At 52.4% G+C, this 24,709-nt stretch carries 13 protein-coding genes and 1 pseudogene; 5 read left to right on the forward strand and 9 right to left on the reverse strand.

Annotation, left to right across the window (positions count from 1 at the left end; genetic code table 11):
- Window positions 1–81: 81 nt before the first annotated feature.
- From Afil_RS07930 to rlmD, 3 genes are all read right to left on the reverse strand, one after another.
- Entirely contained in the window at window positions 82–1,200 is a 1,119-nt protein-coding gene (locus Afil_RS07930) for a hypothetical protein (protein WP_230268029.1), read from the reverse strand.
- Between the two features lie 655 nt (window positions 1,201–1,855).
- Window positions 1,856–1,981 carry a hypothetical protein gene (locus Afil_RS11130; RefSeq protein WP_255658316.1) on the reverse strand — a complete coding sequence of 42 codons (126 nt, stop codon included), beginning with the start codon at window positions 1,979–1,981 and terminating at the stop codon, window positions 1,856–1,858.
- Between the two features lie 666 nt (window positions 1,982–2,647).
- Complete coding sequence (rlmD, locus tag Afil_RS07935; RefSeq protein WP_230268030.1) at window positions 2,648–3,961, reverse strand: 23S rRNA (uracil(1939)-C(5))-methyltransferase RlmD; 1,314 nt, start codon at window positions 3,959–3,961, stop codon at window positions 2,648–2,650.
- Between the two features lie 1,271 nt (window positions 3,962–5,232).
- On the opposite strand from rlmD, the gene Afil_RS07940 reads away from it, so the two are divergent.
- Genes Afil_RS07940 through Afil_RS07950 form a run of 3 tightly spaced genes read left to right on the forward strand, consistent with a single transcriptional unit; the run spans window position 5,233 to window position 9,311 of the window.
- Window positions 5,233–5,712, forward strand: a complete 480-nt coding sequence (locus tag Afil_RS07940) for a MarR family winged helix-turn-helix transcriptional regulator (protein ID WP_230268031.1) — start codon at window positions 5,233–5,235, stop codon at window positions 5,710–5,712.
- On the forward strand, window positions 5,684–7,441 hold the full coding sequence (locus Afil_RS07945) for an ABC transporter ATP-binding protein (protein WP_230268032.1): 1,758 nt from the start codon (window positions 5,684–5,686) through the stop codon (window positions 7,439–7,441). The genes Afil_RS07940 and Afil_RS07945 overlap by 29 nt, the downstream gene beginning before the upstream one ends.
- Window positions 7,425–9,311 carry an ABC transporter ATP-binding protein gene (locus tag Afil_RS07950; protein ID WP_439647325.1) on the forward strand — a complete coding sequence of 629 codons (1,887 nt, stop codon included), beginning with the start codon at window positions 7,425–7,427 and terminating at the stop codon, window positions 9,309–9,311. Before Afil_RS07945 ends, Afil_RS07950 begins: the two co-directional genes overlap by 17 nt.
- Window positions 9,312–9,662: 351 nt before the next feature.
- On the opposite strand, the pseudogene Afil_RS11375 reads toward Afil_RS07950, so the two are convergent.
- The 5 genes and pseudogenes from Afil_RS11375 to Afil_RS07970 all read right to left on the reverse strand — a co-directional run.
- A pseudogene (locus tag Afil_RS11375) lies at window positions 9,663–9,803 on the reverse strand (hypothetical protein); the annotation flags it as partial.
- A gap of 18 nt (window positions 9,804–9,821) precedes the next feature.
- Window positions 9,822–10,211: a hypothetical protein gene (locus Afil_RS11380; RefSeq protein WP_230268033.1), complete on the reverse strand. Its 390-nt coding sequence runs from the start codon at window positions 10,209–10,211 to the stop codon at window positions 9,822–9,824.
- A gap of 47 nt (window positions 10,212–10,258) precedes the next feature.
- Window positions 10,259–10,744, reverse strand: coding sequence for a leucine-rich repeat domain-containing protein (locus Afil_RS07960; RefSeq protein ID WP_230268034.1), 486 nt, complete (start codon window positions 10,742–10,744; stop codon window positions 10,259–10,261).
- 150 nt (window positions 10,745–10,894) lie between these two features.
- Window positions 10,895–11,833 (reverse strand): hypothetical protein, encoded by a 939-nt coding sequence (locus Afil_RS07965; protein WP_230268035.1) that lies wholly within the window; start codon window positions 11,831–11,833, stop codon window positions 10,895–10,897.
- 300 nt (window positions 11,834–12,133) lie between these two features.
- Window positions 12,134–14,992 carry a serine hydrolase gene (locus tag Afil_RS07970; protein ID WP_230268036.1) on the reverse strand — a complete coding sequence of 953 codons (2,859 nt, stop codon included), beginning with the start codon at window positions 14,990–14,992 and terminating at the stop codon, window positions 12,134–12,136.
- Between the two features lie 285 nt (window positions 14,993–15,277).
- Here Afil_RS07970 and Afil_RS07975 point away from each other — a divergent pair, with 285 nt between their 5' ends.
- Both Afil_RS07975 and Afil_RS07980 read left to right on the forward strand, forming a co-directional pair.
- Window positions 15,278–16,201: an ArdC-like ssDNA-binding domain-containing protein gene (locus Afil_RS07975; RefSeq protein ID WP_230268037.1), complete on the forward strand. Its 924-nt coding sequence runs from the start codon at window positions 15,278–15,280 to the stop codon at window positions 16,199–16,201.
- 111 nt (window positions 16,202–16,312) lie between these two features.
- Window positions 16,313–17,602 (forward strand): patatin-like phospholipase family protein, encoded by a 1,290-nt coding sequence (locus tag Afil_RS07980; RefSeq protein WP_230268038.1) that lies wholly within the window; start codon window positions 16,313–16,315, stop codon window positions 17,600–17,602.
- A 286-nt stretch (window positions 17,603–17,888) separates the two neighbouring features.
- On the opposite strand, the gene Afil_RS07985 is transcribed toward Afil_RS07980, so the two are convergent.
- Window positions 17,889–24,176: a glycoside hydrolase family 2 TIM barrel-domain containing protein gene (locus Afil_RS07985; RefSeq protein ID WP_230268039.1), complete on the reverse strand. Its 6,288-nt coding sequence runs from the start codon at window positions 24,174–24,176 to the stop codon at window positions 17,889–17,891.
- Window positions 24,177–24,709 lie beyond the last annotated feature (533 nt).

The following is a 24,709-nucleotide window of genomic DNA, read 5'->3' on the forward strand; positions in this document are numbered from 1 at the left end:
CCGGATCCGAAGTATGAAGAAAACGATGAAGAATAAAAAATACGCCAAGCGGGATCTCGAAAGGGATCCCGTTTAGCGTATCTAATATTCAGTCTCGCGTATACCCGTCGATTGTTTGACACTTACAGTCTTCTTCGCTTGAACATACTCATAACCATCTGGAGCATGTGTCCGAGCATACGCTTCCAAGCGAATGATTACAGAATCTGAAACCCTTTCGACGGTTACAGGTACTTGTGAAGCTTGAAGTTGTTGCCCCTCTTCATCTACCGCAGACAAAGTAATTTTGGCGGTAGCCTTTTCATCTCGAGTCCAGGTAATCGTGAAGGAAGAAAAACTGTCCACTTTGAATTCTGCTTTATAAGTTTCGTTCGCATCCTGAATGGTCTGCTTGCTTTCACAGGCAACCTGTTCGACTTTGGTTCCGTCTTTTTCAGAGATGTGATGGACCTGCAGGGAATTCTCCGTTTTTTCGTCATCGACCAGCGTCTTGTTAAAGGACATCTGGACGTCAACGGTTCCATCTTCGGGTTCGATTTCCTTTTCGTCTTTCCAGAACGAGACATCAACGACAAGCAAACCGTCATAGTTCACCTGGCTGCTGTTCAGCGCATTTTCGGCTGCCCGGAATCCTTCATCCTGATCGGAGTAGAGCTTTACGCGCATCTCCGCATCTTCGGGAAGAATATCGGAAGTCGTTTTTGCTGTTACATGAATAAGATCGGCGGTCTTTTCAAACTGAACAGTCTTTGCGGGCGTCTCCTCTTCAGACGACCCGTCTTTTTCGTTTGCATCTTCAGCGGAATCGATTTCTTCCTTGCCGATTTCCCCATCTGCCTCACTGTAGGAGTCAGACGGTTTCGAATCGGTAACGGAAGTCGATTCATCTGAAGAGCTCGAAGAATCCGAGGATTCTTCTGCGTCCTGTACAGAATTATCCGCTGCAGCATCTGGAGATTCTGTACTTTGATCCGACGTAGGATCCGGATTTCCTTGCGCGGCCGATGCATCGGACTGCGGTTCGGAGATTTCGGTATTGCCGGCAGACGGCTCTGTATTTGAGACGGGCATGTTCTCCGTCTGCGCAAAAGAAGGATTGTCTCCTTCTCCTTCGGCAAACACCGGGATCAGAAATCCGAAACACATTGCAGCACTGAGCAGCGCCGCGCTGAGTTTTCGTAGAGTTTTCTTTCGTGTCACAATCGCCCTCCATACTTCATCTACTTCAAAGCGGCAAAAGAAGGGCCACATTCTTGAATCCGGATCGACGGCTTTGAAAACGGCGATCCAGGGTATGCTTTCTGCTTTTCCATTCGTCTGGCGGATATCGTCATATTCACTGAAAAAACAGAAACGCACGGCGGCAGGAAGCGTCTATGCCGACCCAGCACGTCTGCTGAATTTGCAATAGGGTTTCCTTTTCTTTTTCTTTGCGACAACCGCCCCCTCCAGAACAATTCCCGCAGGAGAATCACTTTCCCTCTATGAGAGTCACTCTATGAAAAGGGACATTTTTAACAAGATTTTTTTCTGAACTGTTTAAATGCGTGTTGCCTTTCGCCCGTCATGCGACCACTCGTATAAGCCTTATCCCATGCCTTGGGATGGATCGTATGAGAAGGTATCCCATCATTTCACATCTTGCGGCATGCAATTTGGCTTCAACGAATGTTCGGTTACCATACTATCGGTTACTTATGGCCTAGACAAGCTCCTTTTTACAAACGTCCGGCACTTTTCGGTATCGACTGCTATCCCATGATTAATTGTTTTTAAATGTATTTAGTGTTTTCTAACTATGTTTATTTTTTTATGATCGCTTGACAAATTCCTTAAATTAAATAAACTTAAATAATTACGTTTCAGAAAAAATGGACTGGAGTTTTCGCTGCTCCAGTCCCTTTTTTCCATCCTTGGCGATGCCGATCTGACTTTGAATTTCCTGCGGTGTCGTTTTCCCTTTTGAGTATCGTGTTTTCATCGATATGTCATTTTAAATATGTCGCGTTTTTTTCCTCTCGGCCATTTTCCGCCGTTTTTAATTGTTTTCTGACTATTTTTTTATCGCCGTTTTAATTTTCTACTGTTTTATTTATGTATACCCGTTTGTTTTATTTATGTATACCCGTTTTTTTGCAAGATCAAATCGATGCATGAAATTCATACCGGGCTTTCTCTGGACGTGTCGGTTCCGTCCAGCTTTGAAAGCTTCACCCGAGTAAAGTTAAATGACCAGACCTGAATGTAACAGCTTTCAAACCTAAAATTACGGCCTGCTTGTGTATTTTTTTATTTCCTATTTGATAATTCATTATGAGTTTTTCAATCGAAAATATTTCTTGTTTAAAATTCTGCAACTGACACTAAAAGTGTATGAAATTCGCCCATTTTTGTACTTTTTCGTTTTTTGAAGAAAAACAGGGCTTTTGTCGACATTCTTTCTGGAATGAACAGCTGTTTAGTTACGGAAGACAATCCAGGTACTTTCTTTAAGGATCCACGAATAAAGGCCTGAAGGATTTCGGCTTCAGGACTCTGGTTACGGATCGTTTTTTCTTCTTAAGAGAGCGGTTTACCTGCAGACCTACGATCAAATAAGTCCGACATGACGGATCGTCCTATGAAGCCTGTGGTTCTGGATCGACGCTCAGGCGTTTGGTTCTTTCTGGAGTCTGGAGACGCATTCCATGCCGGCGGTGTGGCTGAACATGTCGACGGGCTGAATAACATCAGCACGGTATCCGCCTTTTTGAAAAAGCTTGAGATCGCGAGCGAGCGTTCGCGGGTTGCAGGAAATATAGACGATGGTGCGCGGGGAAAGACGGACAATGTCCTCAATTCCCTGTTCGCTCATTCCCTTGCGAGGCGGATCGACAAAGACAACATCGGCGCTGTTTCCGTTCTGTCTAGCGAATACGCTGGCGTCTTCACAGACAAAGCGGGCGTTTTCGATGCCGTTGAGCTGCTGGTTTGCCCGTGCGTTTTCCACAGCTTCCGGGACAATTTCCACTCCAGTGACGTCTTTGGCTTCTCTTGCCGCAAGCAGACCGATTGTTCCGGTTCCAGAATACAGCTCAATGACACGGTCTGTCTTTTTCAGATTTGCGAATTCAAGCGCTTTGGCGTAGAGCACGCGGGTCATCTGCGGATTGACCTGGAAGAAGCTCTTGAAATGCAGGCGGATTTTCAGGCTCATGCAGCCTTCTTCCATGGAATCCGATCCATAGAGAACGGTGTAGTCATCGCCTAAAATCACGTTATCATCGCGCGTATTCTGGTTGAAGACAATGCTGACAAGGGCTGGGAAGGCTTCATGCAGCTTTTGGGCGAGCTCTTTGAGGCGGACATTTTTCCGTCCGATCAGAACGACCTGTCCCTGATGCGTTTCCGGGGAAAAGCGGATAAACAGGTGGCGCAGTTCTCTGGCCTGTTCGAGGTCGAGATGTTCGATCAGCCAGCCAAAAATCGCGTTGATTTCGCGGTTTTCAATTTTGCATTTCTCAATGGGGACAATCGTATTGCTTTTGGGGCGGTAAAAGCCGGCGATAATCTTTCCGTCTTTTACAGCAATCGGAAACTGCGCTTTATTGCGGTAGTAATACGGTTCGTCCATTCCGATGGGATCGAGAACCTGTATGGAGGGATCCACCCGCCCAAACAGGGTACGCAGTCCTTTCGCTTTCCACTCAAGCTGCGCGGGATAGCGCAAATGCATCAGCGAACAGCCTCCGCATCGGGCTGCTGCATCGCAGGCGGGAGTTACGCGATCCGCGCTCTCCTGTTCGAGCCGTACGATTTTTCCAATCGCATAATCTTTCTTGACCAGCACGATGTGCACGCGCGCCTTTTCTTCGGGAAGCAGTCCGGAAACAAAGACGGTCATGCCTTCATGATGGCCTATCCCAAATCCCTGGTCGCTTAAATCGGTGCAGACCAGATCAAATTCATCGTTTTTTCTCATGACATTATTTTACCCGCTCCTGCACAAACAGGAGCAATGATGAATTCATCAGACCAGAGGGAAGCGAACTGGTTTGCGGCCGCAGCAGACATTCTCTGCGTTCTGATTTCTTTCCTATTTTTTTATATATTGATTTTCATATGGGCTTTTTGAATACAGGATCTTCAATTAACCGATGCTGGGTTAGAAGACTGCTTTGTTACAGCCAGCCGTTTTTTCCGGCTTGCGTTCGTCGAGCTTACCGCTGTCCGCTGATTTATGTCTGGTCTCTCGTTTCCTTCTGAATCTTTTGAACTTCTAAAGATTGAGCTTTTAAAGATATGGCTTTATCTTCTGGGTCTTTTGGGTCTGTTGTATCTCCTGGCTCTTTACGAAGCCTCCATGATCCGAACTGAAAGCCGGAACGAAGCATGAGGTCACGTCTGGTATTCCTCTTCGCTGGCGAAAATCACAGGCAGGACAGGACCTTTTCTTTTATCTGGCTTTCCCGTGGTTTTTTGGGTGCTGGATTCTGTTTCGGCCTCCTGTTTTTCCTTCGTCAGAAGCAGCCAGATATCCGAAAAGAAAAAGCTGCCGCACGACGATTTTCTTCAACAGGAAGAGGCAGAGGACTCAGGCTGCGAATCCCTGGGCTTTCCTCATGTTCGTGAGCTACGCCCCTGAGGAAAAAACGTCAAATCGCCAGCCGTGATGGAGAGACTGTGGGAAAGCGGCTCGCGTTCATGACTGCGCTCATCATAGCGGACCAGTTTTTTTGCTCCCTTCTTCGAACTCTCCCTGGTCTGCCTGGAGGTGTCGGTTTCGACCTCGATCCGTGCGTTTCATCAGGAGTAATTTCTGTCTATTCCGGTTAAATTTTGTTATCGTGTATTCCTGTTTTTCATTTTTTACTGGCTCGATTTTCCGCTGATTTTTCCTGGCTTTTCCGGGAAAATCCGACCCCTTTCCCCCGCAGGATTTACGCGGTTTTTCCTCCCGTTTTCGGGTGGTCATAACGCGAAAAAGAAAGTCGAAAATCCCTCGTCAGAAATGTTGACAGCGCCCCTGTCATGAAATAATATTTAGCCGCCTATCTTATAGCCTGCTATCTGTTAGGCGACTATATTTCTATACGCCGTGCCGGATTCGAAGCCCATTCCTCTGGAACGAGCCGAAATATCTCTGGATTTCTTCCGGTTTCTCCTGGAAAAATTCAGGGAAGAATCGATCCAGCATACAGCGAATATACAGGTACAGTTTATTCTGGAAAGGAAGGAAAGGAGGATTACAGGATGGAGGAAAATACCCAGCAGGTCCAGTTTCTGCTCAAGATCCTGAGCAACCAGCTGAAGAAGGAGTTTAACGCCACGCTCAAATCGTACGGTCTGACCAAGGCGCAGTTTGATACGCTGCTGTTTTTAAGCTGCCGGCAGGAGGAGGACGTTCAGGTAAACCAGCGGGATCTGGAATCCTTTTTCCAGATTTCCAACCCGACGATTTCTTCGATGCTCAACCGTCTTGAAAGCAAGAACCTGATCGAGCGCCACACGTCGCGTTCCGACCGGCGCATCCGCTACATCACGATTACGGATGAGGCGCGCGATCTGGTCGGCCGCATATCCGGTGCGCTCAACAAGAAGCGCTCCGAAATGTTTGCGGGGATCGATCCAGAAGATCTGGATACCGTCAAGCGTGTACTCACGCAGATTTTTTACAACCTGACAGGAAAGGAGGAAATCCAATTTGATTTCAACTTTATGCAAACAAATTAAGCAGTATAAGCGCGAAACCATTCTGACGCCGATTCTGGTTGCGATCGAAGTTGTCCTCGACATTCTGATTCCGTTTCTGATGTCCAAGATGGTCAACGAAGGCGTAAACACCGGCGATATGGCCGTGGTCTGGAACTATGGCCTGCTCATGCTGCTGTGTGCCGTGGGCGCGCTGATCACAGGCGGCCTTTCCGGCAAATACGCAGCCGTCGCTTCCGCCGGTTTTGCCAAAAACCTGCGCGACGCGGAATTCCGCAACATTCAGAACTTCTCGTTTTCCAATATTGACGAGTATTCTACCGGCGGCCTGATTACCCGTCTGACCACCGACGTTTCTAACGTACAGATGGCCTTCCAGATGATCATCCGCATCGCGGTCCGTGCGCCGCTCAACTTTTTCATGGCGCTGTTCATGGTGTTCTATCTCTCCGCGGAAATCGGCTGGTACATGCTTCTGGTCATTGTCCTGCTCGCCATCGCGGTCAGCATTCTGATCAAGCGCGCCGGTCCGGTCTTCAACAAGATGTTCAAGATGTACGACAACCTGAACGAAGAAATTCAGGAAAACATCACGGGCATCCGTCCAGTCAAGTCATTCGTTCGCGAAGACTACGAAATTCAGCGTTTCAACAAGCGCAGCCAGGACATCTACTCCGTCAACCGTACGGCCGAACTGATGATGATTCTCAACCAGCCGTTCGTACAGCTGGCCATGTATGCCTGCGTGCTGATCGTCAGCTTCGTCGGCGCGCACCAGATCGTCAACGGGACCATGATGGACGGTACGCTGATGTCTCTGTTTACGTACATCATGAACCTGCTCATGTCCCTGATGATGTTCTCGATGATCCTCGTCATGGTTACGATGTCGACGGCTTCGGCCAAGCGTATTGTGGAAGTCATCAACCAGGTTTCCTACCTCGAATCCCCCAGGGACGGCATTAAAGAAGTTAAGGACGGTTCGGTCGAATTCGATCACGTTTACTTCAACTATGCCGAACAGGTCGACGGCCACTACGTGCTGCGCGACATTAACTTCAATATTCCGTCCGGCCAGACCGTCGGCATTCTCGGTGCGACCGGTTCGTCCAAGTCGTCGCTCGTCAGCCTGATTCCGCGTCTGTATGACGTTACGAAAGGTTCCGTTAAAGTCGGCGGCAGGGACGTTCGTGAATACGATCTGAAAACGCTGCGTGACTCGGTTTCCATGGTCCTGCAGAAAAACGTACTGTTTTCCGGCACGATCAAGGAAAACATGCGCTGGGGCGATGAAAACGCGACCGATGAAGAAATCGTCGAAGCATGCAAGCTTGCCCAGGCCGATGACTTCATCTCCCGTATGCCGCACGGCTACGACACGTACATTGAACAGGGCGGTACCAACGTATCCGGCGGTCAGCGTCAGCGTCTGACGATTGCCCGTGCTCTGCTCAAAAAGCCAAAAATCCTCATTCTGGACGACTCCACGTCCGCGGTCGATACGAAAACCGACGCGCTCATCCGTGAAGCCTTCCGCACCAAAATTCCAAATACCACAAAAATTATTATTTCCCAGCGCGTATCCTCCATTCAGGATGCGGACCGCATTCTGGTTCTCGATCGAGGCCACCTTGTGGATTCCGGTACGCATGAAGAACTGCTGAAGTCGAGCGAAATTTACCGCACGACCTGGCAGGCCCAGCAGAAAGGAGGCGCAGACGATGCCGGCACCGATGAGACCGCAAAGTAACGCAGCGCACGGACGTCCAAAAAATCTCAACGGACTCAAACGCATCATGGCGATGATCTGGAAAAGCTACAAATGGCAGCTGATCATCATCGCTGTGCTTATTCTCTGCTCTTCCTTAGTCAACGTATACGGCAGCACGTTCCAGCAGCCGCTCATTGACGACTACATTCTCCCGATGGTCCAGAGCGGATCGAAGGACTTCACCCCGCTGACGATGGCGCTGAGTCAGCTGGCCATGATTTATCTGCTTGGCGTCGCTGCCACCTACACATGGAACCGCATGATGGTCAAAGTCAGCCTTGGCACCCTGAATAATGTGCGTGAAGATCTGTTCAGGCACATGCAGTCGCTGCCGCTTCGCTATTTTGACACCCACGCGCACGGCGACATCATGTCGGTATACACCAACGATACCGATACGCTGCGTCAGCTCATTTCTCAGTCGCTGCCGCAGGTGTTCTCCTCGGGCATGACGATTCTCATGGTTCTTATTTCCATGATCCGCCTTTCCTGGGTACTCGCTCTGCTGACGGTTCTCTTCTCGGTCGGCATGATGCTCGTTGCCCGTATCATCACCCGCTCTTCGGGCCGCTACTTCCGCGAGCAGCAGGTGCAGCTTGGTAAAGCCAACGGCTATATCGAGGAAATGATCGAGGGCGCCCGCGTTGTCAAAGTGTTCTCCCACGAAAAGCAGGTCGTAAACGACTTCGACAAGATCAACGACGATCTCTGTCAGGCATCGACCAACGCGAACACCTTCGCCAACATTCTGATGCCGATCTGCGCCAACATCAGCTACATCTCCTATGTTGCCTGTGCACTGGCCGGATCCTACTTCGCCATCAACGGCATGTTCGGCATGACGCTCGGTACCATTTCGGCGATGCTGACGCTGAACCGTTCCTTCAACAACCCGATTACCCAGATTTCCCAGCAGATCAACTCTGTGGTTATGGCACAGGCCGGCGCATCCCGTATTTTCGAACTGATGGATGAGCCTTCCGAAACCGACCACGGTGTCGTTACCCTCGTCCGTGCGAAAAAAGTCGACGGCAAGTGGCAGGAATGCAAGGAATATACCGGCCACTGGTGCTGGAAGCACCCGCGTAAAAACGGCGGCTACCAGCTCGTGGAAATGAAGGGCGACGTCATCTTCGACGATGTCACCTTCGGCTACACCCCGGAAAAAACCGTTCTGCACGACATTTCGCTCTACGCGCATGCCGGTCAGAAAATCGCCTTTGTCGGCGCGACGGGCGCCGGCAAGACGACGATCACCAACCTGATCAACCGGTTCTACGACATCAACCAGGGAACGATCACGTACGACGGCATCAACATCGAACTGATCGAAAAGCCGGACCTGCGCCGCTCCCTTGGCATCGTTCTGCAGGATACGCAGCTGTTCTCTGGAACGATTATGGACAACATCCGCTTTGGCAAGCTTGACGCGAGCGATGAAGAATGCATTGCCGCCGCCAAACTCGCCAACGCCGATTCGTTCATCAACCATCTCGAAAACGGCTACCAGACGTACATTCACGCCAACGGCGATTCCCTTTCCCAGGGTCAGCGCCAGCTGCTCGCCATTGCCCGTGCTGCCGTCGCCAACCCGCCGGTTCTGATTCTCGATGAAGCGACCAGCTCGATCGATACCCGTACCGAACGTCTTGTTCAGAACGGCATGGACGAGCTGATGAAAGGCCGTACGGTTTTCGTTATCGCGCACCGTCTGTCCACGATCATGAACTCCGACGCGATCATGGTTCTCGATCAGGGACGCATCATCGAACGCGGAAACCACGAAAGCCTGCTCGCCAAAAAAGGCGTGTACTACCAGCTGTACACCGGCGCGCTCGAAATGGACTAATCCGTTTCTCCTTTGAATCTTCTTTCTTTCGATCGATATCTTTTTCATCCCGGTTGAAAGTCGGCCTGTCGCCCTGTGGCGGCAGGCTTTTTTGTATGGTCCGCTCTCGATCGAACCGGAGCATTGTCTTGCCGGCTCTCTGCCGAATTGACGCTCTGCCCTGCCGGTTCTCTGGTTTGCCGTGCTTTGGTTTGTCGAGGTTCTGCTTTTTCGATTTTGGGATGGACGATCGCCTGCCGGCAAGTCAGCACACAAAAAAACGGATCCGCACCGGGATCTTTGGAAGTTTCCCGGGCGAATCCGCCGTTTCTGCATTGAATTTTCGAGTGTTTCGGATTGGCTTGGACTGAACTAGTGAACGCCGTACCAGCCGATGCCTTCGGCGTTCCAGCCGTTAGCGGCCAGGTAATTGCGTTCGTGCTCGTCGGTCGTGTAGTGATGCGATCCGGTGCCTTTTGCGTTCGGGTTATACAGACGATAGAGCGGTACGCTCTGGCTGTCATCGGAATATCAGCCGATGCCCTCGTCTTTCCAGCCAAACTTAATGAGCTGGTCGCGCTCTCTGGCGTCCATCGTGCAGTGATGGTCGCCCGCATTCGCGTTGTAGAGACGGTAAACCGGATGCTGAGAAGAAAGCGGCGCAATCCAGCCGATGCCTTCATCTTTCCAGCCCACACTGAGCAGATAGTTCTGTTCGCGCGTACCGGCGGTATAGAAATGCTCGCCGGAGTTTGGATTGTACAGACGGTACATGATCCGTTTGGTCGCCGGCCGGCTTGTGCCGTTTGTGCGGATGGTAAAGGTCGCATTTTTCGAACCTTCGTAATAGCCGATGCCGGTTACGGTAACGGTCGCGGTTCCCGCTTCGATGTTATTGGAATAGCTCAGCGTGTAATCCACATTGAGCGTCAGTTCCTGGCCATCAAGGCGAACGACTAGCTGCAGCGTCAGGGGCTGACCGGTATACGTCTGCGCGGGGATGGAATCGATCTGCGCGTCGGCCAGATTGCCTTTTGTCGCCGTGCTGCGGTATTTGACACTGGCATGGTCGCCAAAGTCGATGCCATTGAGGCAGGCAGTTCCAGACTGGTCAGATGCGTCGAGTAAAAGGCGCCTGGGCCAATTGCGGTTACGCCTGCGGGAATTGTGCAGGAACCGCTGCGGCCTGCTGGAAACTGAACGAGCGTTTTTCCGTCTTTTGAATAGAGAACGCCGTCGATGTCCGTATAGTTTGCATTGGCGGGATCCACGTAAATGTTCTGAAGGCCTTCTGCATAGGAGAACGTACCCGAGCGGACGCCCTGGTCGGTCGTATGAATGGACGTGATCGTCTGGATCGACGCCGGAATATGCACGGTGTTTATTCTCTTATCAAAGACCCTCTCGCCCAGAGCGGTTACGGGGTGGCCGTTTCGTTCGGTTGGAATCTTCACATCGGTATCAAACGCGTCGTACTGATACAGCGTATTCGTCTGGGTACTGCGGTCGAACGAATAGAAATAGCCGTCGCTGGGAAGAATGGAATAATGGCGCGGCGCTTTTCCGTCATTACCGGCATCCGCAACAAAATAACGGTCCTCGATTTAGGCGATGCCGTTGCGGTATCCGCTTAAGGCGCCGGGATCCCGGTTGGCATTGCGCACGCGCGCTTCGATTCCATAATCTTCAAAGACTTTCTGAATCCTATACGAACTGGCCCAGCAGTCGCCGCTGCCGACCAGAATCATGCTCTTCCAGTCGGACGCCTTGCCGCTGTAGTCGAAGCTGGCGGCGAGTTTGCAGGCGCCTTCCAGCACCTGATACGGCGTTGCCCCGGCTGGAATATATTCCTTTATCAGCTCTTCCAGACGCTGCGGCGCATAGACGTCATCGGCGTAGTTCAGGACGTTAAACGTAAAGTCCTGCGTACTGCCGTCGTTTTGCGTAACGCGAACAGTCGTCCTTCCGGTTTCATACTGGGTACGCGTTTTTGTCGCCCCGGTAATGGGCCCGCTCGTCCAGAAAATACCGGACCAGTACCAGACGGTTCCTTTCGGCTTGACCAGACCGGTCGAACTGATTTCCACGTTCGGGTTCCAGGAATTAGGAGACACAAACGAGTAGGTGCCTGCGGGCAGCTGGAAGGACGTGGCGAGATTTTGCGGAATCTGCACGAAGCCTGCCTGCGTGGAATCGAGCGCATACAGGTTGATGTCCTGCGCCTGCGCTTCCGGTGTGCTGTCCGCTGGCGCTTTCGGCGCACTTTCCGGGATCGTTTCCGGATCGAGCGTGGTGGCCGGCGTACTTTCCGGAATTGTTTCCGGATCGGTCGCTGTATCCGGCATCATTTCCTGCTCGCTGTCCAGGACAGATTCTGGATCGGACGCCGTTTCCGGTGTGCTTTCCGGCATGGTCTGCGGATCCGATGCGGTAGCCTGCGTGCTTTCATGCATCGCTTCGTCAGCCCAGACAAGCAGCGCCGGCATGGCACTCAGGCCAAGCGCTGAGCACAGAGCGATCGACAGAAGAAATCGTTTTGACAAGATATATCCCCCTTTTCTTATCGGTGTCGGATTGATTTCTTCTCTTTTCGGCAATATTTTGCCGAAGCAAAACCCGATGGATCTCCATCGGGCTTTTTTCTTTAGTATGCACGCTGACCATAAACATGGATGCGGATGTTTTTTTGTACCGCTTGCTTTGTTTATCCATCTAACCAATCATATTTTGTATACAACGAACATATATAGGAACTCTATGCATTCCGTGCACGTCTGTGCATTTCCTGTTCCTCGATACCGTTCTGTATGCAGATCGGGTTTTCCGAACCGGCTGGATGCTCTTCAGGCCCAGTCGGGAATGGACTGGCCGAGATTCATGTTCGCCTTCATCCAGCCATACACCAGCGGAGAAACCTGTCCCATCAGATTCTGACCGGAAGCGGCACTTGGCAGATCGTCGCAGAGCATTGTAATCACGTATGTGCCAAAGGGGGCGTCAACAAGCACCGTATCGTTCTGGCAGAAATCGAGCCAGCCGGGCTTGTTGGCGGTTCTCGCTTCGGAGGGAATGCCGTTGAGCAGACGACCGGGGACGGCCTGCGTCTGCAGCAGGGTTTTCATGCGTCTGGAGTTTTTCAGACGGCCTTCCTGAATGTCGCACAACATCTGCGAGGCATCTTTTGCAGAAGTGAAGTTGCCGTACGGACGGCCTGACATGTACGTGTCACTGTAGCCGTGCGCCCGGTTCCAGGCGTTGAGCACCTGAATGCCGGCCGAATAACTGCCGCCGCCCAGGACGCTCACCAGATACACCCAGGCATCGTTGCTGGAAACGGAAATCATGACCGAAAGCTGCTGTTCGAGGCGCATCGGCGTCGCAAACGCGGCGTATCGTTCGTAGTTTTCAAAAATGGCGCCCATCACAAACATCTTCATGACGCTTGCCGACTGCTGGGAATGAGAATTCACCACAATTTTTTCATCTCGTCCGGGCACGCGAACCGCAAAGGAAATTTCAGCGTTTCGTGCGGAACTGTTCGCAATCGTCTGCTCGATTTGGCGCTGGAGATCTTCAAAGTCGGGCATCAGTGCACCCGTCGCGTCATCAAAGCGGCACATATGGCCCTTGATGTTTCTGCGTCCGGAAACGCGCCAGCCGTTTTCGTCGTACCAGCAAACCTTTTTCGGATTTCCGTACTGCACAAAGGAATTTTTCACACGGTGGCCGTCACTGAGATCATAAAAAGCGATTCCGCCGCTTTTCTGCACTTCGCCAGTCACCATTTTTCCATCCGATCCAAACTGAAATTCATGGACCTGATCGTTCAAGGTTAACGTCTGTTCGCCGGTAAGCATGCGTCCTCCCTGGCTTTCGTCAAAGCAATAGCGATCCCCAAAAATCGAAGTAAAGCCATACAGTGGCTGATCGTCGGGATCAAAGGCGGTAATGAAAGACGGATCGTCTGGATCCTTCACAAACGAATACAGATTGAGCGCGTTCCAGCTGCCGTTTTCTTCTTCCCAGCCAAATTCCACCAGCCGCTCTTTTTCCCTTCGATCGAGCGTGAAATGATGCGAGCCGGTTTTCGCGTTGGGATTGTAGAGCCGCAGCACGGGCTGCTGATTGATTTCAGCGGAATAAAAGGCGATGTTTTCATCTTTCCAGCCCATCGAAAGGAGCGCCTGCCGCTCGTTTGGACTGCACGTATAGTGATGCTCGCCATTCGCGCTCTGATACAGACGATACACGGGTGTATTCGAAGAGACCGGCTGCAAAAAGCGCACGCCCTCATCTTTCCAGCCCTGCTTGACCAGGCCTGCGATTTCCTTGGGATCGGCGGTGTAAAAGTGTTCGCCGCTGTTCGGATTGTAAACCGAAGAAACGGATACGTGCTCCTGTTTTTTCAGCGCGCTCTGGACAATTTCGTATTCGGCAATCGCGTCCTGAATCAGCGTATTGCTGCAGGTTTCATTCCACTGTACGAGAACCTCCGGATTTTCGCGATACGTTTCGAGTTCCTGCTTGCGGCGCAGAAGAGTGTGCCGTACCGGATTTTCATCCCAGCCAAACGTGTTCCAGACAATGCCCTCAGCACTGGCCTGACCAACTTTCGGATAAACAAAGACGCGTCCCGAAACGGCCCGACCGTTTTCGTCAAACCAGAACTCGCTGCCGTTTTCATCCTGTTCCAGAGTATTTCGGTGCATCGAACCGGTTTCGAGATCGAAGAAATAGCGATCGTTCTCAACTTGCGCAAAGCCGAGAAGCTGACGGCCGTCGGGCATGGAATACCTATCGGGCTGTCCGTTTTCTTCGATCCATCCGGTTTGAAGAACGCCGGTTTCATCGAATTCGTACCAGTCGTCGTAAAGGCCGACACGCCCTTTGAGTTCGTTCTGATCTGAATCAAAGCCGTGGATTTCCCCGTTATCGTTTCGCGCGAAATCGTAATCGCTGATCGCGAAAAAGGCAGTTCCTTCCGCTTTCCAGCCGGCCTGAATCAGCGCATTGTGCTCCTTGAGTGAGAGCGTATAGTGATGCGATCCGGATCGGGCGTTGGGATTGTACAGACGATACACCGTACGGCCGTATTCGCTTTCCGAATAAAAGGCGATTCCCTCATCTTTCCAGCCCGCCTGAACCAGACCGTTTCTCTCGTTTTCGCTTTTCGTGTAGTGATGATCGGAGGCGTTGGGATTGTACAGCCGGTACACCGGTTCGCCATCTTCCACAGGCGTACTCCAGGCGGTATCTTCGTCTTTCCAGCCGGAGGAAATCAGCACTTCGCGCTCTTTGGCCGAACTGGTATAAAAATGTTCCCCGCTGTTCGGGTTATACAGACGATACAGAACGCAGCCATCCTTCTGGGAGGTCAGCCACGTCCAGTTCGTCTGAACATCGGCTGGAGAAGCTTCATCCAAGCCTTCGGTGTCGGTATTTTCATCCGCTTGTTCACCCTTTTGTTGAGGCACTTCTTCGGACGCTTTTTCTTCTGACTTTCCGCTTTCCTGTGTATTGGAAGCAAAACCATTGTCTGTGCTTTCTTCTGAATCCGTGGTTTTCTTTTCCACTGGCCGCTTCGGCATGGCGGGCATCGGCCTGGACGTTTCGGTCTGGATTGCCGGGTCTTCTTTCGCCTGCAGCATCAGGATGCTCGAGCTGATCGTACAGGCGCAAAGCAGCGCAAGCGCGGTGTGCATTTGTTTTTTTGTACTGGATCGATTCATTGTTTTCCCCTTTTTCTCTTTCGTGAATCGGTTCCAAACCAGACGGCCCGCTTTATACAGTCCCGGTCTGGTTTTCTTTTGTCCATATCCTGTCAACGGTGCAATCTGGACACAACCGTTGTCAGTTTATCGTCTGGTTTGCACAAACAAAAGACTTGTTTTGTACAGACCTTCAAAACCAGGCCGGATCGGAGCGTTGTCTGGTTTGACATCTGCCCGGGATCGTTCGTTTTTTCGTATATCGGTTCTGGAGGATGTATGAAAAACAAAACGATTGAAGAACTGCTCGCCCTGCTCGATGAAGGCGTTGCCCAGCTGCTCGAAGGCGATGAATACCGCCAGTATTTGAAAACGATGTCCCGCTTTCCGTCCTATTCCATGCGCAATACCTTGCTGCTCTACAAACAGTGTCCGCAGGCCAGTCTGGTGGCCGGTTTTCAGACGTGGGAGGGCGTATTTGGCCGGCACGTCAAAAAAGGGGAGAAAGGTCTGCGCATTCTCGCCCCGTATTCCTATAAAGTCAAAACAAAAGACGCCGCAAAGGAGAAAATCGAAACCCGCACCGGCTTTCGCTCCATTTCCGTCTTCGACATTTCCCAGACCGAAGGCAAGCCGCTGCCCCCGCCGCCTCAGGTTAAAACGCTCGAAGGCGAATGCGACTTGTTCGAACCGGCCATACCGCTGCTCGAAAAGCTGACCGGCTTTCAAATCGAACGCTGCGCGCTCGAACATGGTGTCAACGGCACCTGCCGCTATGACGAGCAGCGCATTCGCATTAACGAAACGCTGAACTCCCGCCACGCGTTTAAAACGCTCACCCACGAATGCGCCCACGCGCTTCTGCACAATTTTGGCGTCTGCGATCACAGCCGAATGGATGCCAGAGAACAGGCGCTCATCGACCGTCTGCTTCAGTCGCCCGAACTGCGGGAGACGGAAAGCGAATCGGTAAGCTTTGTGGTGTGCATGGCCTGCGGCATCGACTGTTCCGAGTATTCCTTTGCCTATATCGCCACCTGGCTTTCGGGAAAAGAACTGCTTCCCGCTTCCCTCGCGCGCATTTCAAACTGCGCGCAGAAAATGCTTCTCGCACTGCAGACGCTGCTTAAGGATACAGCGCCGGGTGCACAGAATGCTCATCGCACTTCCAGCTCTCCTCCTGCCTCGCAAACAAAAGCCTGACCGCTCTGACCAAATCGATTCCAGTGCGCGGTTTTCCCAGCCAGATTTACCCGGACATCGATACGGTCTTCCCGGACCTGCTCCTTGATCCGGACGCCTAAAATAGAGAGTATGAACAATTCCAATACCCATGCATTAGTCCTTGGCGGCGGAGGCAGCCGGGGCAGTTATACAATCGGCGTTTTGACGACGCTGATGGAACAGAAAAAAACGTATGATCTGGTCACCGGCATTTCGATCGGCGCCATTGTCGGCGCGCTGTATGCGATGAATAAGCCAGTCGATCTTTCGTCGATGATTGCTTCCTTTCCTTCAAGCGGTCTGGCCGACGGTCTGTTTTCCTTTCCGGACTGCCACAAGGCAGCCGACGAAGCCGACAAAGGCTTTGATGCCTATGTCAAGGCGTTTCAGAACAACGGACCGACGACACAAACCCTCTCCAAGGTGTTTCACTCGCTCTTTGACTTTGACGCCTTTGAAAAATCCAGTCTGAACTTCGCGTGTCTGGCATCCAACGTCAGCAAGAACCAGGCGCGCATCTTTACAAAAAACGAACTCACTTCCCCCGAAAAAACGGAGCAGGCCGTTCTGGCTTCGGCTGCCTATTTCCCGGCGTATTCGCTCGTGAATATTGATGGGGACTACTATGGCGACGGCGGTTTTCTCAACTGGTCGTTAGGCCGTGTGGCCAAAGAACTGGGCGCGAAAAAGATGACGCTCGTCTCGCTGGCTCAGCCTGGAGACAATCTTGTGTACGAAAAAGACGAGACGGAACTGCTGATCCGCCCGATTGTCCCGCTGGCCGGCTTTCTCAATTTTGGAACGGCTACTCTGCGCAATCAGATTATGCAGGGACGGCTCGAAGCCCTGAAGACGATGAATCTGGCGCCTGGCTACGTCTACACCTTTTATCCGGACGACGCGCTGATCTTCTCTTCTCTCTCCCGTATGGCCGTCGACATTCTCAACCGAAGCCACATTCAGCTCGAAAACGGCATGTTAATCGAAGGCCTCGAAACGCTGATGGGCTGCAGGCTGCAGCCACTGGAAAACGAGTATATGAAGCACTACCAGTTTGGGCTTCTGCTCGAATGTCTGGCTGCAGTCGCCGGTATGGATTTTTACCGTCAGTACCATTTGCGCGATTTCACAAAGGAAATGCTGAGGCGTCTGGAAAGTTTCTCCCTGCATCCGCAGGCGGCTGTTCTTGGCTCCACTTTACAGACGGATCGCATGGGCGCGATGAATCTGATGGCGTTCTTTTATGGCGGACTCAAGCGAAACAACGGCCATTTGCCCGCGGAATACGACATTCTCAAAACCAAATTCGATTCCGTCTTCCTGCTTGCCCTCGCCTGGTACGTGCTGGAGAAATTCTCGCCCGTCCTCAAGCTTCTCTAAAGCGCTCCCTGCCCTTTACGGTTCTTTCTTCCGCTTTTTTCCAAGCGATAAACGATTTCCTTCTCACCAGTTCTCATGCAAGACCAGAACCTGCAGTCGGCTCATGCCGGCTGTAAAAGTTCTGGTCTTTTTCTCGCCGTACGTTCTCTTCGCCCCATAGAAAAAGCCCTCTGGCTTCTGGGCAGAACATTCTGCCGGAAATCAGAGGGCTGCCGCCTTGAGAGAGCGGCACTTTCTCGTTTCTGGTATTACGCAAAACGCGTTTCAACCGGGCCAAGAAAGAATTTTATTTCAGGTTTTTCAAAGCCGAAGCGTCCGGTTTGCGGCGGACGTCCATCCAGGCTTTGTTCAGCGCTTTTGCGGCCGCGTCGATTTCACTTTGCGACTGCGCTGTCATGGCCGCTTTTGCGGGAGCAAGAGCGGTCTGAAGACGATCCCATCCGCTCGAAACAAACGCGTCGGAATCCGCGGCTTCGACGGCGCGAATGACAAGTTCGAGAAGCGTGGTATTCACTAATGGACGTTCTTTCAGCGCCGCATAAGCCGCTTCGTAGACGTCTTTTTTCGCGGAGATGACGGTCTGGCTGGCTTCTTCCGGTTTTTCCAGTTCCGCCTCAAGGGCCGTTCTGGCATCACGATACGCTTGGGCGCTGGCTTCGGTATAGCGGCTCAGATCCAGATCCTTATTCGCGTTGAGCGCCGTGAAGGCTGCGTTGGCGGTTTTGACGAGATCGAGCAGATTGACAAGGCCTTCCGCAGCCTGATCGACATCTTCCTGACTTTCAAAATCGTCTTCACTCAGATCCATGAACTGAGAATGAATCATTCCAAAATACGATGTCCAGGCAACGCTGAGCTGCGTATCCGAATCGTTCAGGAAATCGCCAAGCGCCTTGACCTGCGCGTTGAGTGCATCGAGATTGAGGACTGGTTTGGCGACCAGAGCCTTTCTGGAATCTTCATACGCGTTTTGCTTGCTGGCAATCTGCGCTTTTTTCGCAGTGGCCGGAGCGGCCAGTTCGGCTTCAAGCGCCTGTTTTGCGGCAGTGTATGCCTGCGCGGTTTCATCGGTATACAAGCTCAGATCGATCGCTTTGTTCGCATCGAGAACCTGGAACGCCTTGGATGCGATATTGGCTGTATCGAGAAGGGCGTTCAGTTCAGCAGCCTTGGCATCCGCGTCTTCCTGCGTTTTGAAGGCGCCGGAATCGAGAGCGCTTTGCGCCGCAGCTCTAGCTTCGTTCAAGTACGCCGTCCATGCCGAAGAAAGCTTCGCGTCTTCGTCTTTTGCGAGCGTTTCGATTTGCGTCATCGCTTCGCTGAGCGCTTTCGTATCGAGTACCGGTACGTCAACGTGTTCGCGGACGATTTTTGCATCGCACCAGTCGACGCAGTCATCGTTCTGGCTGCCGACCTTGTCCGCATACAAAATCAGCGTGTTCACACCGGTGACATCAAAGGAAACGTATTTGCCTTCTTTGCCCTGTACGATCGTGCTGGCATCGTACAGTACGTTTTCATCGGAAATGGAGTCTTTGTAGAACGTAAACTTCGCGCCATCGCGGCCGGTCTTTCCGTCCTTCAAATAGTCGATGCCAACCCAGGCACGGAAGATCAGCGGTTTGTCCGTTTTGGGCAGCTGAGTCAGATCGTAGACAATTTTCGCATTCGCGTTGGCAGACAGACCTTTGTCAAAGACAGCTGGCTTGCCGGCCAGACGCAGAGAAAGATTTACACTCGATGCAGCGGTGCCGGAATCGGCCTTGTTAATGTGAATGCCGCCCCAGCTGCTTTCGCTGGCGTTGGCATCAAAGTTCAGAACATCGAAGTCTTCGCCCTTTTCCATGGCGCCTTCGACGCCTTCACCCGTTAAATACCAGATATCGTATTTCGTATCCGCATTGGCGGTTTTCAGCGTCATTTCGGCTGTAACGCCCGATTCATCCGCGGCAGTCGCGGTAATCGTCGCGCTGCCTTCCCTGAGGAAGACGGCTTTGCCGTCCGTACCGATGTGAAGAATTTCCGGATGATCCGTGCTGAATGTGACATCTTTATTTGTTGCGTTTTCCGGTTCCACCGTGGTGCCCAGCGTAAAGGCTTCGCCGACAGCCGGCGTTTCGGGAATGCCGGTCATCGTGATGGAGGAGACCGGAATTTCCGGATCCTTGAGACCGCCCAGTTCTTTTAAGAGGGCCAGGTCTTCGTCATCGAGCTGGTTGTTGAAGTTTAAATCCGCAGCCCGGACGTACAGAATGTCCGGGTTTTCTTCTTTGCGAAGCGAATCAAAGCGCGTGACATCGGCTTCGGTTACGGCCGAATCGGCGGAGCCGTCGATATCGCCGTTGACGGCGATTTTCAGTTCATCGAGCTTATTGCCGTCCTTGAACAGGCGCAGCCAGTAGCCGGTACCGGCCGAAGCGTCTTCGCTCTGTTCGCCGCCCATGGCTTCCGCCATTTCGAGCGTGCAGCCTTCGGCCACATCGATCATTTCGCGAATCTGGGCGAACGTCGTTTTCGGGGCAATGCTGTACAGAATCTTGTTCGTACCATCGAGCTTGGCGCTGACGCCGGCTTTGAGGCGGATGGATTCCGTCTGCGGCTTGTCGGAAGACGGGCGTGTCAGCTTCATATCGCCCCACGAAAGCATGTCGTGTCCGTTTTTGACATTCTTGTCGACATACAGGGTGATTTCTTTTGCCCCATGCACATCGACATCGAAGTAGTAAGCGTCCTGATTATGGTTGAGCAGATTGCTTCGGGCGACTTCGACGCCGTCCACGAGAATGGCCGCGTAGCAGCCGTCCTGGGTCCGGTTCTTTTCGAGGTCAATGCCCGCGTAGCCCTGCAGACGGTCGATGTCGAGATTCGACACGTCAAAGTAGAGCCAGGAATCCGAGTTGACGCCAAAGCCTTTTTCAAAGCGCTGTTCGGCGCCGTCGACTTTCAGGCGGATCGGATTGCCGCTGTTGTTTTTATCGACATGAATGCCGTTGTAGCCGGAAGAGGAACGGCTGGCGTCGTAGCCGATGTCCGAAAGGTAGTACTCGCTCGAGCAGCTGAGTTCGATCGTGTACGTCTTTTCGTAGCCATTGGTTTTCTTCGCGTGAATCTGGAGCGTTCCCGGAACGCTTTCCGGTTTCACGACTTCGACGGTGACGTCCTCGCCGTGATCGACCGTGACTTCCGGCACTTCACTCTGATCCGCATTCAGCTCAAACGTATAGGCAGAAATCGCGGAATTCCAGTTGGTGACGGTTTTATCGCCGATGGTAACGCCCGTAACGAGTTCGGTGTCGTCAGGGATGTCAACGCCGGTAATGGCTTCGATGTCATCGCTCGAAGATACCGGACGCAGATGATAGCTGTACGTATACGGATGATCCGTTCCGAGACGGTATTTGCTTAAGGTGGCCGGACCGCAGCTGGCGGTACCGAGACCCATCTGGGCGTAGTCGATCGTCAGTACAGTCGAATCCTTTTTCGTCAGTTCGTACGGATGCGCCGCCTGATCGAGATCTTCCTGCGTGTAGTGCAGCGCGGACATCGAAAGCAGATGTTCGTCCGCATCGACGAGCAGACCTTTGCCGGAACTGTCAGTTAACGCCATCCAGCGCACGTCGGTCTTGTTGCCGGTTTCCTGCGGATAGACGAAGCTGACGAACTGATTGTCTACCGTATCCGTCCAGATGCCGGCATCGTATCCGGTTTTGCGGTCAGCGTAGGAGTCTTCCTTGCCGTTGCCATACCACGTCATGTTTTCCAGCGACGAATCGAGTTCGAGACGGTTGCCGACGCGCAGCAGTTCGCCCATCTGGCCAGACGGCGCAAGGCTGCTCTGCACGAAGACGTCACCGCTCGAGGTAATGGAATACGTAATCGAATCCTTGGAGTTTTTCGCTTCGGGCAGGATGCGTTCGACGGTGACATAAATCGTCTTGTCGCCTTTGGAGACGCTCGTGTGAATCTGCGCGTTTTTGTTTGCGTTTTTCCAGGCGCCGTCGACGCCTTCTTTTTTGTCGTTGTCGGTATAGGCACGCCAGTAGTTGGGTTCAAGCGGCGCGGCGATCAGTTCCTTGCCGTCCACTTTAAAGGAGTTCAGTGCGCCCTGTTCGAGATCAAAGCCGACCGACCAGTTTCCTTTGGAAACGGTCAGCGCCGTCTCGCTCTGTTCAAGATCGGCGTCCGTAAAGGCGTTGTCCGCGCTCTGATCAAAGGCATGGTTTCCTGCCGCCAGACCGGTCGGGCTGACATCAAACTGGGCAGCCGCGTACACGTCGCCGGCTTTCGCCCAGACGGTATCTTCCTTGTACGTAAAGGAAATGTTGAGCAGCAGCTCATCCTTATCGTCCAGGCTGTCCGGCTGCGTCCAGTTCACCTGGAAGGTGCCGTCGGCTTTGGGCGCGATCGAGACGTTATCAACGATTCCGTTTTCGATGGTTTTGCCGTTTTTGAGCAGCTGCCACGAGCAGGAATACTCGTCGGTATTCGTATCGATCAGCTCGTTGCTCAGGTGAATCACGTGCGCATCCTGTTCATCGAGAGACATCTGGAAGCCCTGATAAATGCGTTTGACTTCCTGGGCTTCCGGCTGAAGCGTGCGGTCAGGGGAGATGATGCCGTTGACGCAGAAGTCGGAGTTGCCCGAACGCCAGGCGGTGTAATCGCCGGTATTCCAGTCGCCGTCATAGCCCCAGTACGTGGTTTTGCCGTCCCACTTGCCGTCCTGAATGAGCGGCGTGTTGAAGCTCTGGTCGACCCAGTCCCAGATAAAGCCGCCCTGCAGGTTGCCGACGGAGCGGATCTTTTCCCAGTAGTCGATCATGCCGCCGCCCGAGTTGCCCATCGTGTGCAGGTATTCGCACATGATGTACGGACGGTCGCTGCTGCGCATTTTGCTGATTTCGGGGTACATATTGGATTCGACCTGAACCAGCTCGTTGGCGTTCCAGCCCTGATAGTGAATGACGCGGGAAGGATCGGCGTCATGGAAATATTCAAGTTCTTTCTGGAGCGACTGACCGGCACCGGTTTCGTTTCCTGGCGACCACATGATGACGGACGCGTGGTTTTTATCGCGTTCGACCATGCTGATGGCGCGGTCTTCTGCCGCTTCAATGTAGCCTGGCAAATCGCCCGGCACGCCGTACTGGCTGCGGCCGTTGTGGCTTTCCACGTTGGCTTCGTCCATGACGTACAGACCGTACTCGTCGCACAAATCGTAGAACACGGGATCGTTGGGATAATGGGAAGCGCGGACCGCGTTAATGTTGAGCGACTTCATGAGAAGGATTTCCTTTTCCATCTCTTCTCGAGTCAGATAGCGGCCGGTAGCCGGATTGTTTTCGTGGCGGTTGACGCCATACAAATAAATTTCTTCGCCGTTGACGCGCAGTCTGGCATCGGTCGAACCGCGATCGGTCACTTCCACGGAGCGGAAGCCGACTTTGATGACGGTCAGATCGTGCGTCGTTTCGCCCTCACTCAGCGAGAGAACGAGCGTATACAGATTGGGATGTTCGGCATTCCACTTTTTGACATTGGGGATCGTCGTTTCCATGGAAACCGTCTTTTCCTCGGTATCCAGCAGGGCATCTGTCGAGACTTCGCCGACTTTGTTCTGCCTGTCGTCGTATAAAACGGCGTTCAGCTTCAGATTGCGATCGGTCGTATCAAAGCGGCGCAGATCGGCTTCAATGCTGAGCTTTCCGTCCTTGCTGTCGTTGACAAACGTATTGGACAGCGCGGTGAAGTCGCGGATTTCGACTTTGTCCTTGGCGTCGAGGGAAACGTCGCGGAAAATGCCGGACAGGCGAAGCATGTCCTGGTTTTCGATGTAGCTGCCGTCGCACCAGCGGTACACTTCAACGGTCATCACGTTGTCCGCGCCCTCTTCAAAATTCAGCGCTTTGGTAATGTCAAAGCCCTTGGCGGAGAACGTGTCTTCGGAATAGCCGATGTACGTGCCGTTTACCCAGAGGTACATGGCGGATTCGACACCCTGGAAATTGGCGAACACTTCCTTGTCTTTCCAGGAAGGATCAATCGTAAAGTGCTTGCGGTAGGTGCCGACCGGATTGTACTGTTCCGGCGCCGTTCCCGCCTTCTCCTTGCGGCCTTCGATGCTGATCCAGGGATAGTTCTGGTTGGAGTAGATGACCGGATCGTATTTCCAGGATCCGTCCTCCTTCACATACGTCTGCCAGCTGCGCGGAACGCTGATGTCATCCCACGAAGAATCGTCCAGGTCGACGGAATTAAAGCCGTTAATCGTCACCTGTGCCCGGCCGGCTGGATTGATGGCCCAGTGAAATTTCCAGTCGTCTCCATTGAGCAGCTTATGATAGCTGGATGCAGCGGGGTTTTGCGCCAGCGCCTGGCCCGCTGAATCGTAGCGCCAGAATGTGGCGCGCGCCTTTTCCCGGTTTACCTGGAAGACGCCTGGATTGTCTGTCCACTCCCGCGTATCCGATGTACCGGTATCGGTATCGGCAGCCGCAATCGGCATCGCGGAAAGCAGACTGGAACAGGAAAGAACCATGGCCAGGCTTCCCTGCATCCATCTTCTGTATTTCATAATTTCCAAAATCCTTTCTAGCGGGAAAGCGCCGCAGATCCTGCAGTAAGCGCTTTCTTCCTAGTTTCCATCTTAAGCGTTTATTTTTTTAAATCAAATTCGTTTTTTTTCACAAACTCTTTTAAAACGCCTGTTGACTGGAAGAGATCGTGACGCTATTTATTTCCCGTTTTGCACATGATTTTGCGAATTGACGATACTTTTTCTGTACATTCGTCCCGTATGCAGGCACGTTTTTTCGTGTTTCTCAGCCGCAAAATTTCCGTTCTAAATGAAAAAAGGAGAAGGCGTTCCGCACCTGTGCGGACGTTTTCTCCTTTTGCATTTCCTGTTCGTAAACTTTGACAATGGCTTCGGCTGAACTGGCGGCTTTCCCCGTTTTGCGCGGACTTTCTATTGGGTCAGCGGTAAGTGTCAAACAATCGACGGGTATACGCGAGACTGAATATTAGATACGCTAAACGGGATCCCTTTCGAGATCCCGCTTGGCGTATTTTTTATTCTTCATCGTTTTCTTCATACTTCGGATCCGG

The sequence above is a fragment of the Allobaculum fili genome (genome assembly GCF_020969955.1).
Lineage (GTDB): Bacteria > Bacillota_I > Bacilli_A > Erysipelotrichales > Erysipelotrichaceae > Allobaculum > Allobaculum fili.

What these genes read in the sequence shown, in the direction of transcription:
- Afil_RS07975 (WP_230268037.1), top strand. Translation starts at nt 15,278, where the DNA reads ATGAAAAACAAAACGATTGAAGAACTGCTCGCCCTGCTCGATGAAGGC.
- Afil_RS07940 (WP_230268031.1), top strand. Translation starts at nt 5,233, where the DNA reads ATGGAGGAAAATACCCAGCAGGTCCAGTTTCTGCTCAAGATCCTGAGC.
- Afil_RS07970 (WP_230268036.1), bottom strand. Translation starts at nt 14,992, where the DNA reads ATGCACACCGCGCTTGCGCTGCTTTGCGCCTGTACGATCAGCTCGAGC.
- Afil_RS07980 (WP_230268038.1), top strand. Translation starts at nt 16,313, where the DNA reads ATGAACAATTCCAATACCCATGCATTAGTCCTTGGCGGCGGAGGCAGC.
- Afil_RS07985 (WP_230268039.1), bottom strand. Translation starts at nt 24,176, where the DNA reads ATGAAATACAGAAGATGGATGCAGGGAAGCCTGGCCATGGTTCTTTCC.
- Afil_RS11130 (WP_255658316.1), bottom strand. Translation starts at nt 1,981, where the DNA reads ATGAAAACACGATACTCAAAAGGGAAAACGACACCGCAGGAAATTCAA.
- Afil_RS07950 (WP_439647325.1), top strand. Translation starts at nt 7,425, where the DNA reads ATGAGACCGCAAAGTAACGCAGCGCACGGACGTCCAAAAAATCTCAAC.
- rlmD (WP_230268030.1), bottom strand. Translation starts at nt 3,961, where the DNA reads ATGAGAAAAAACGATGAATTTGATCTGGTCTGCACCGATTTAAGCGAC.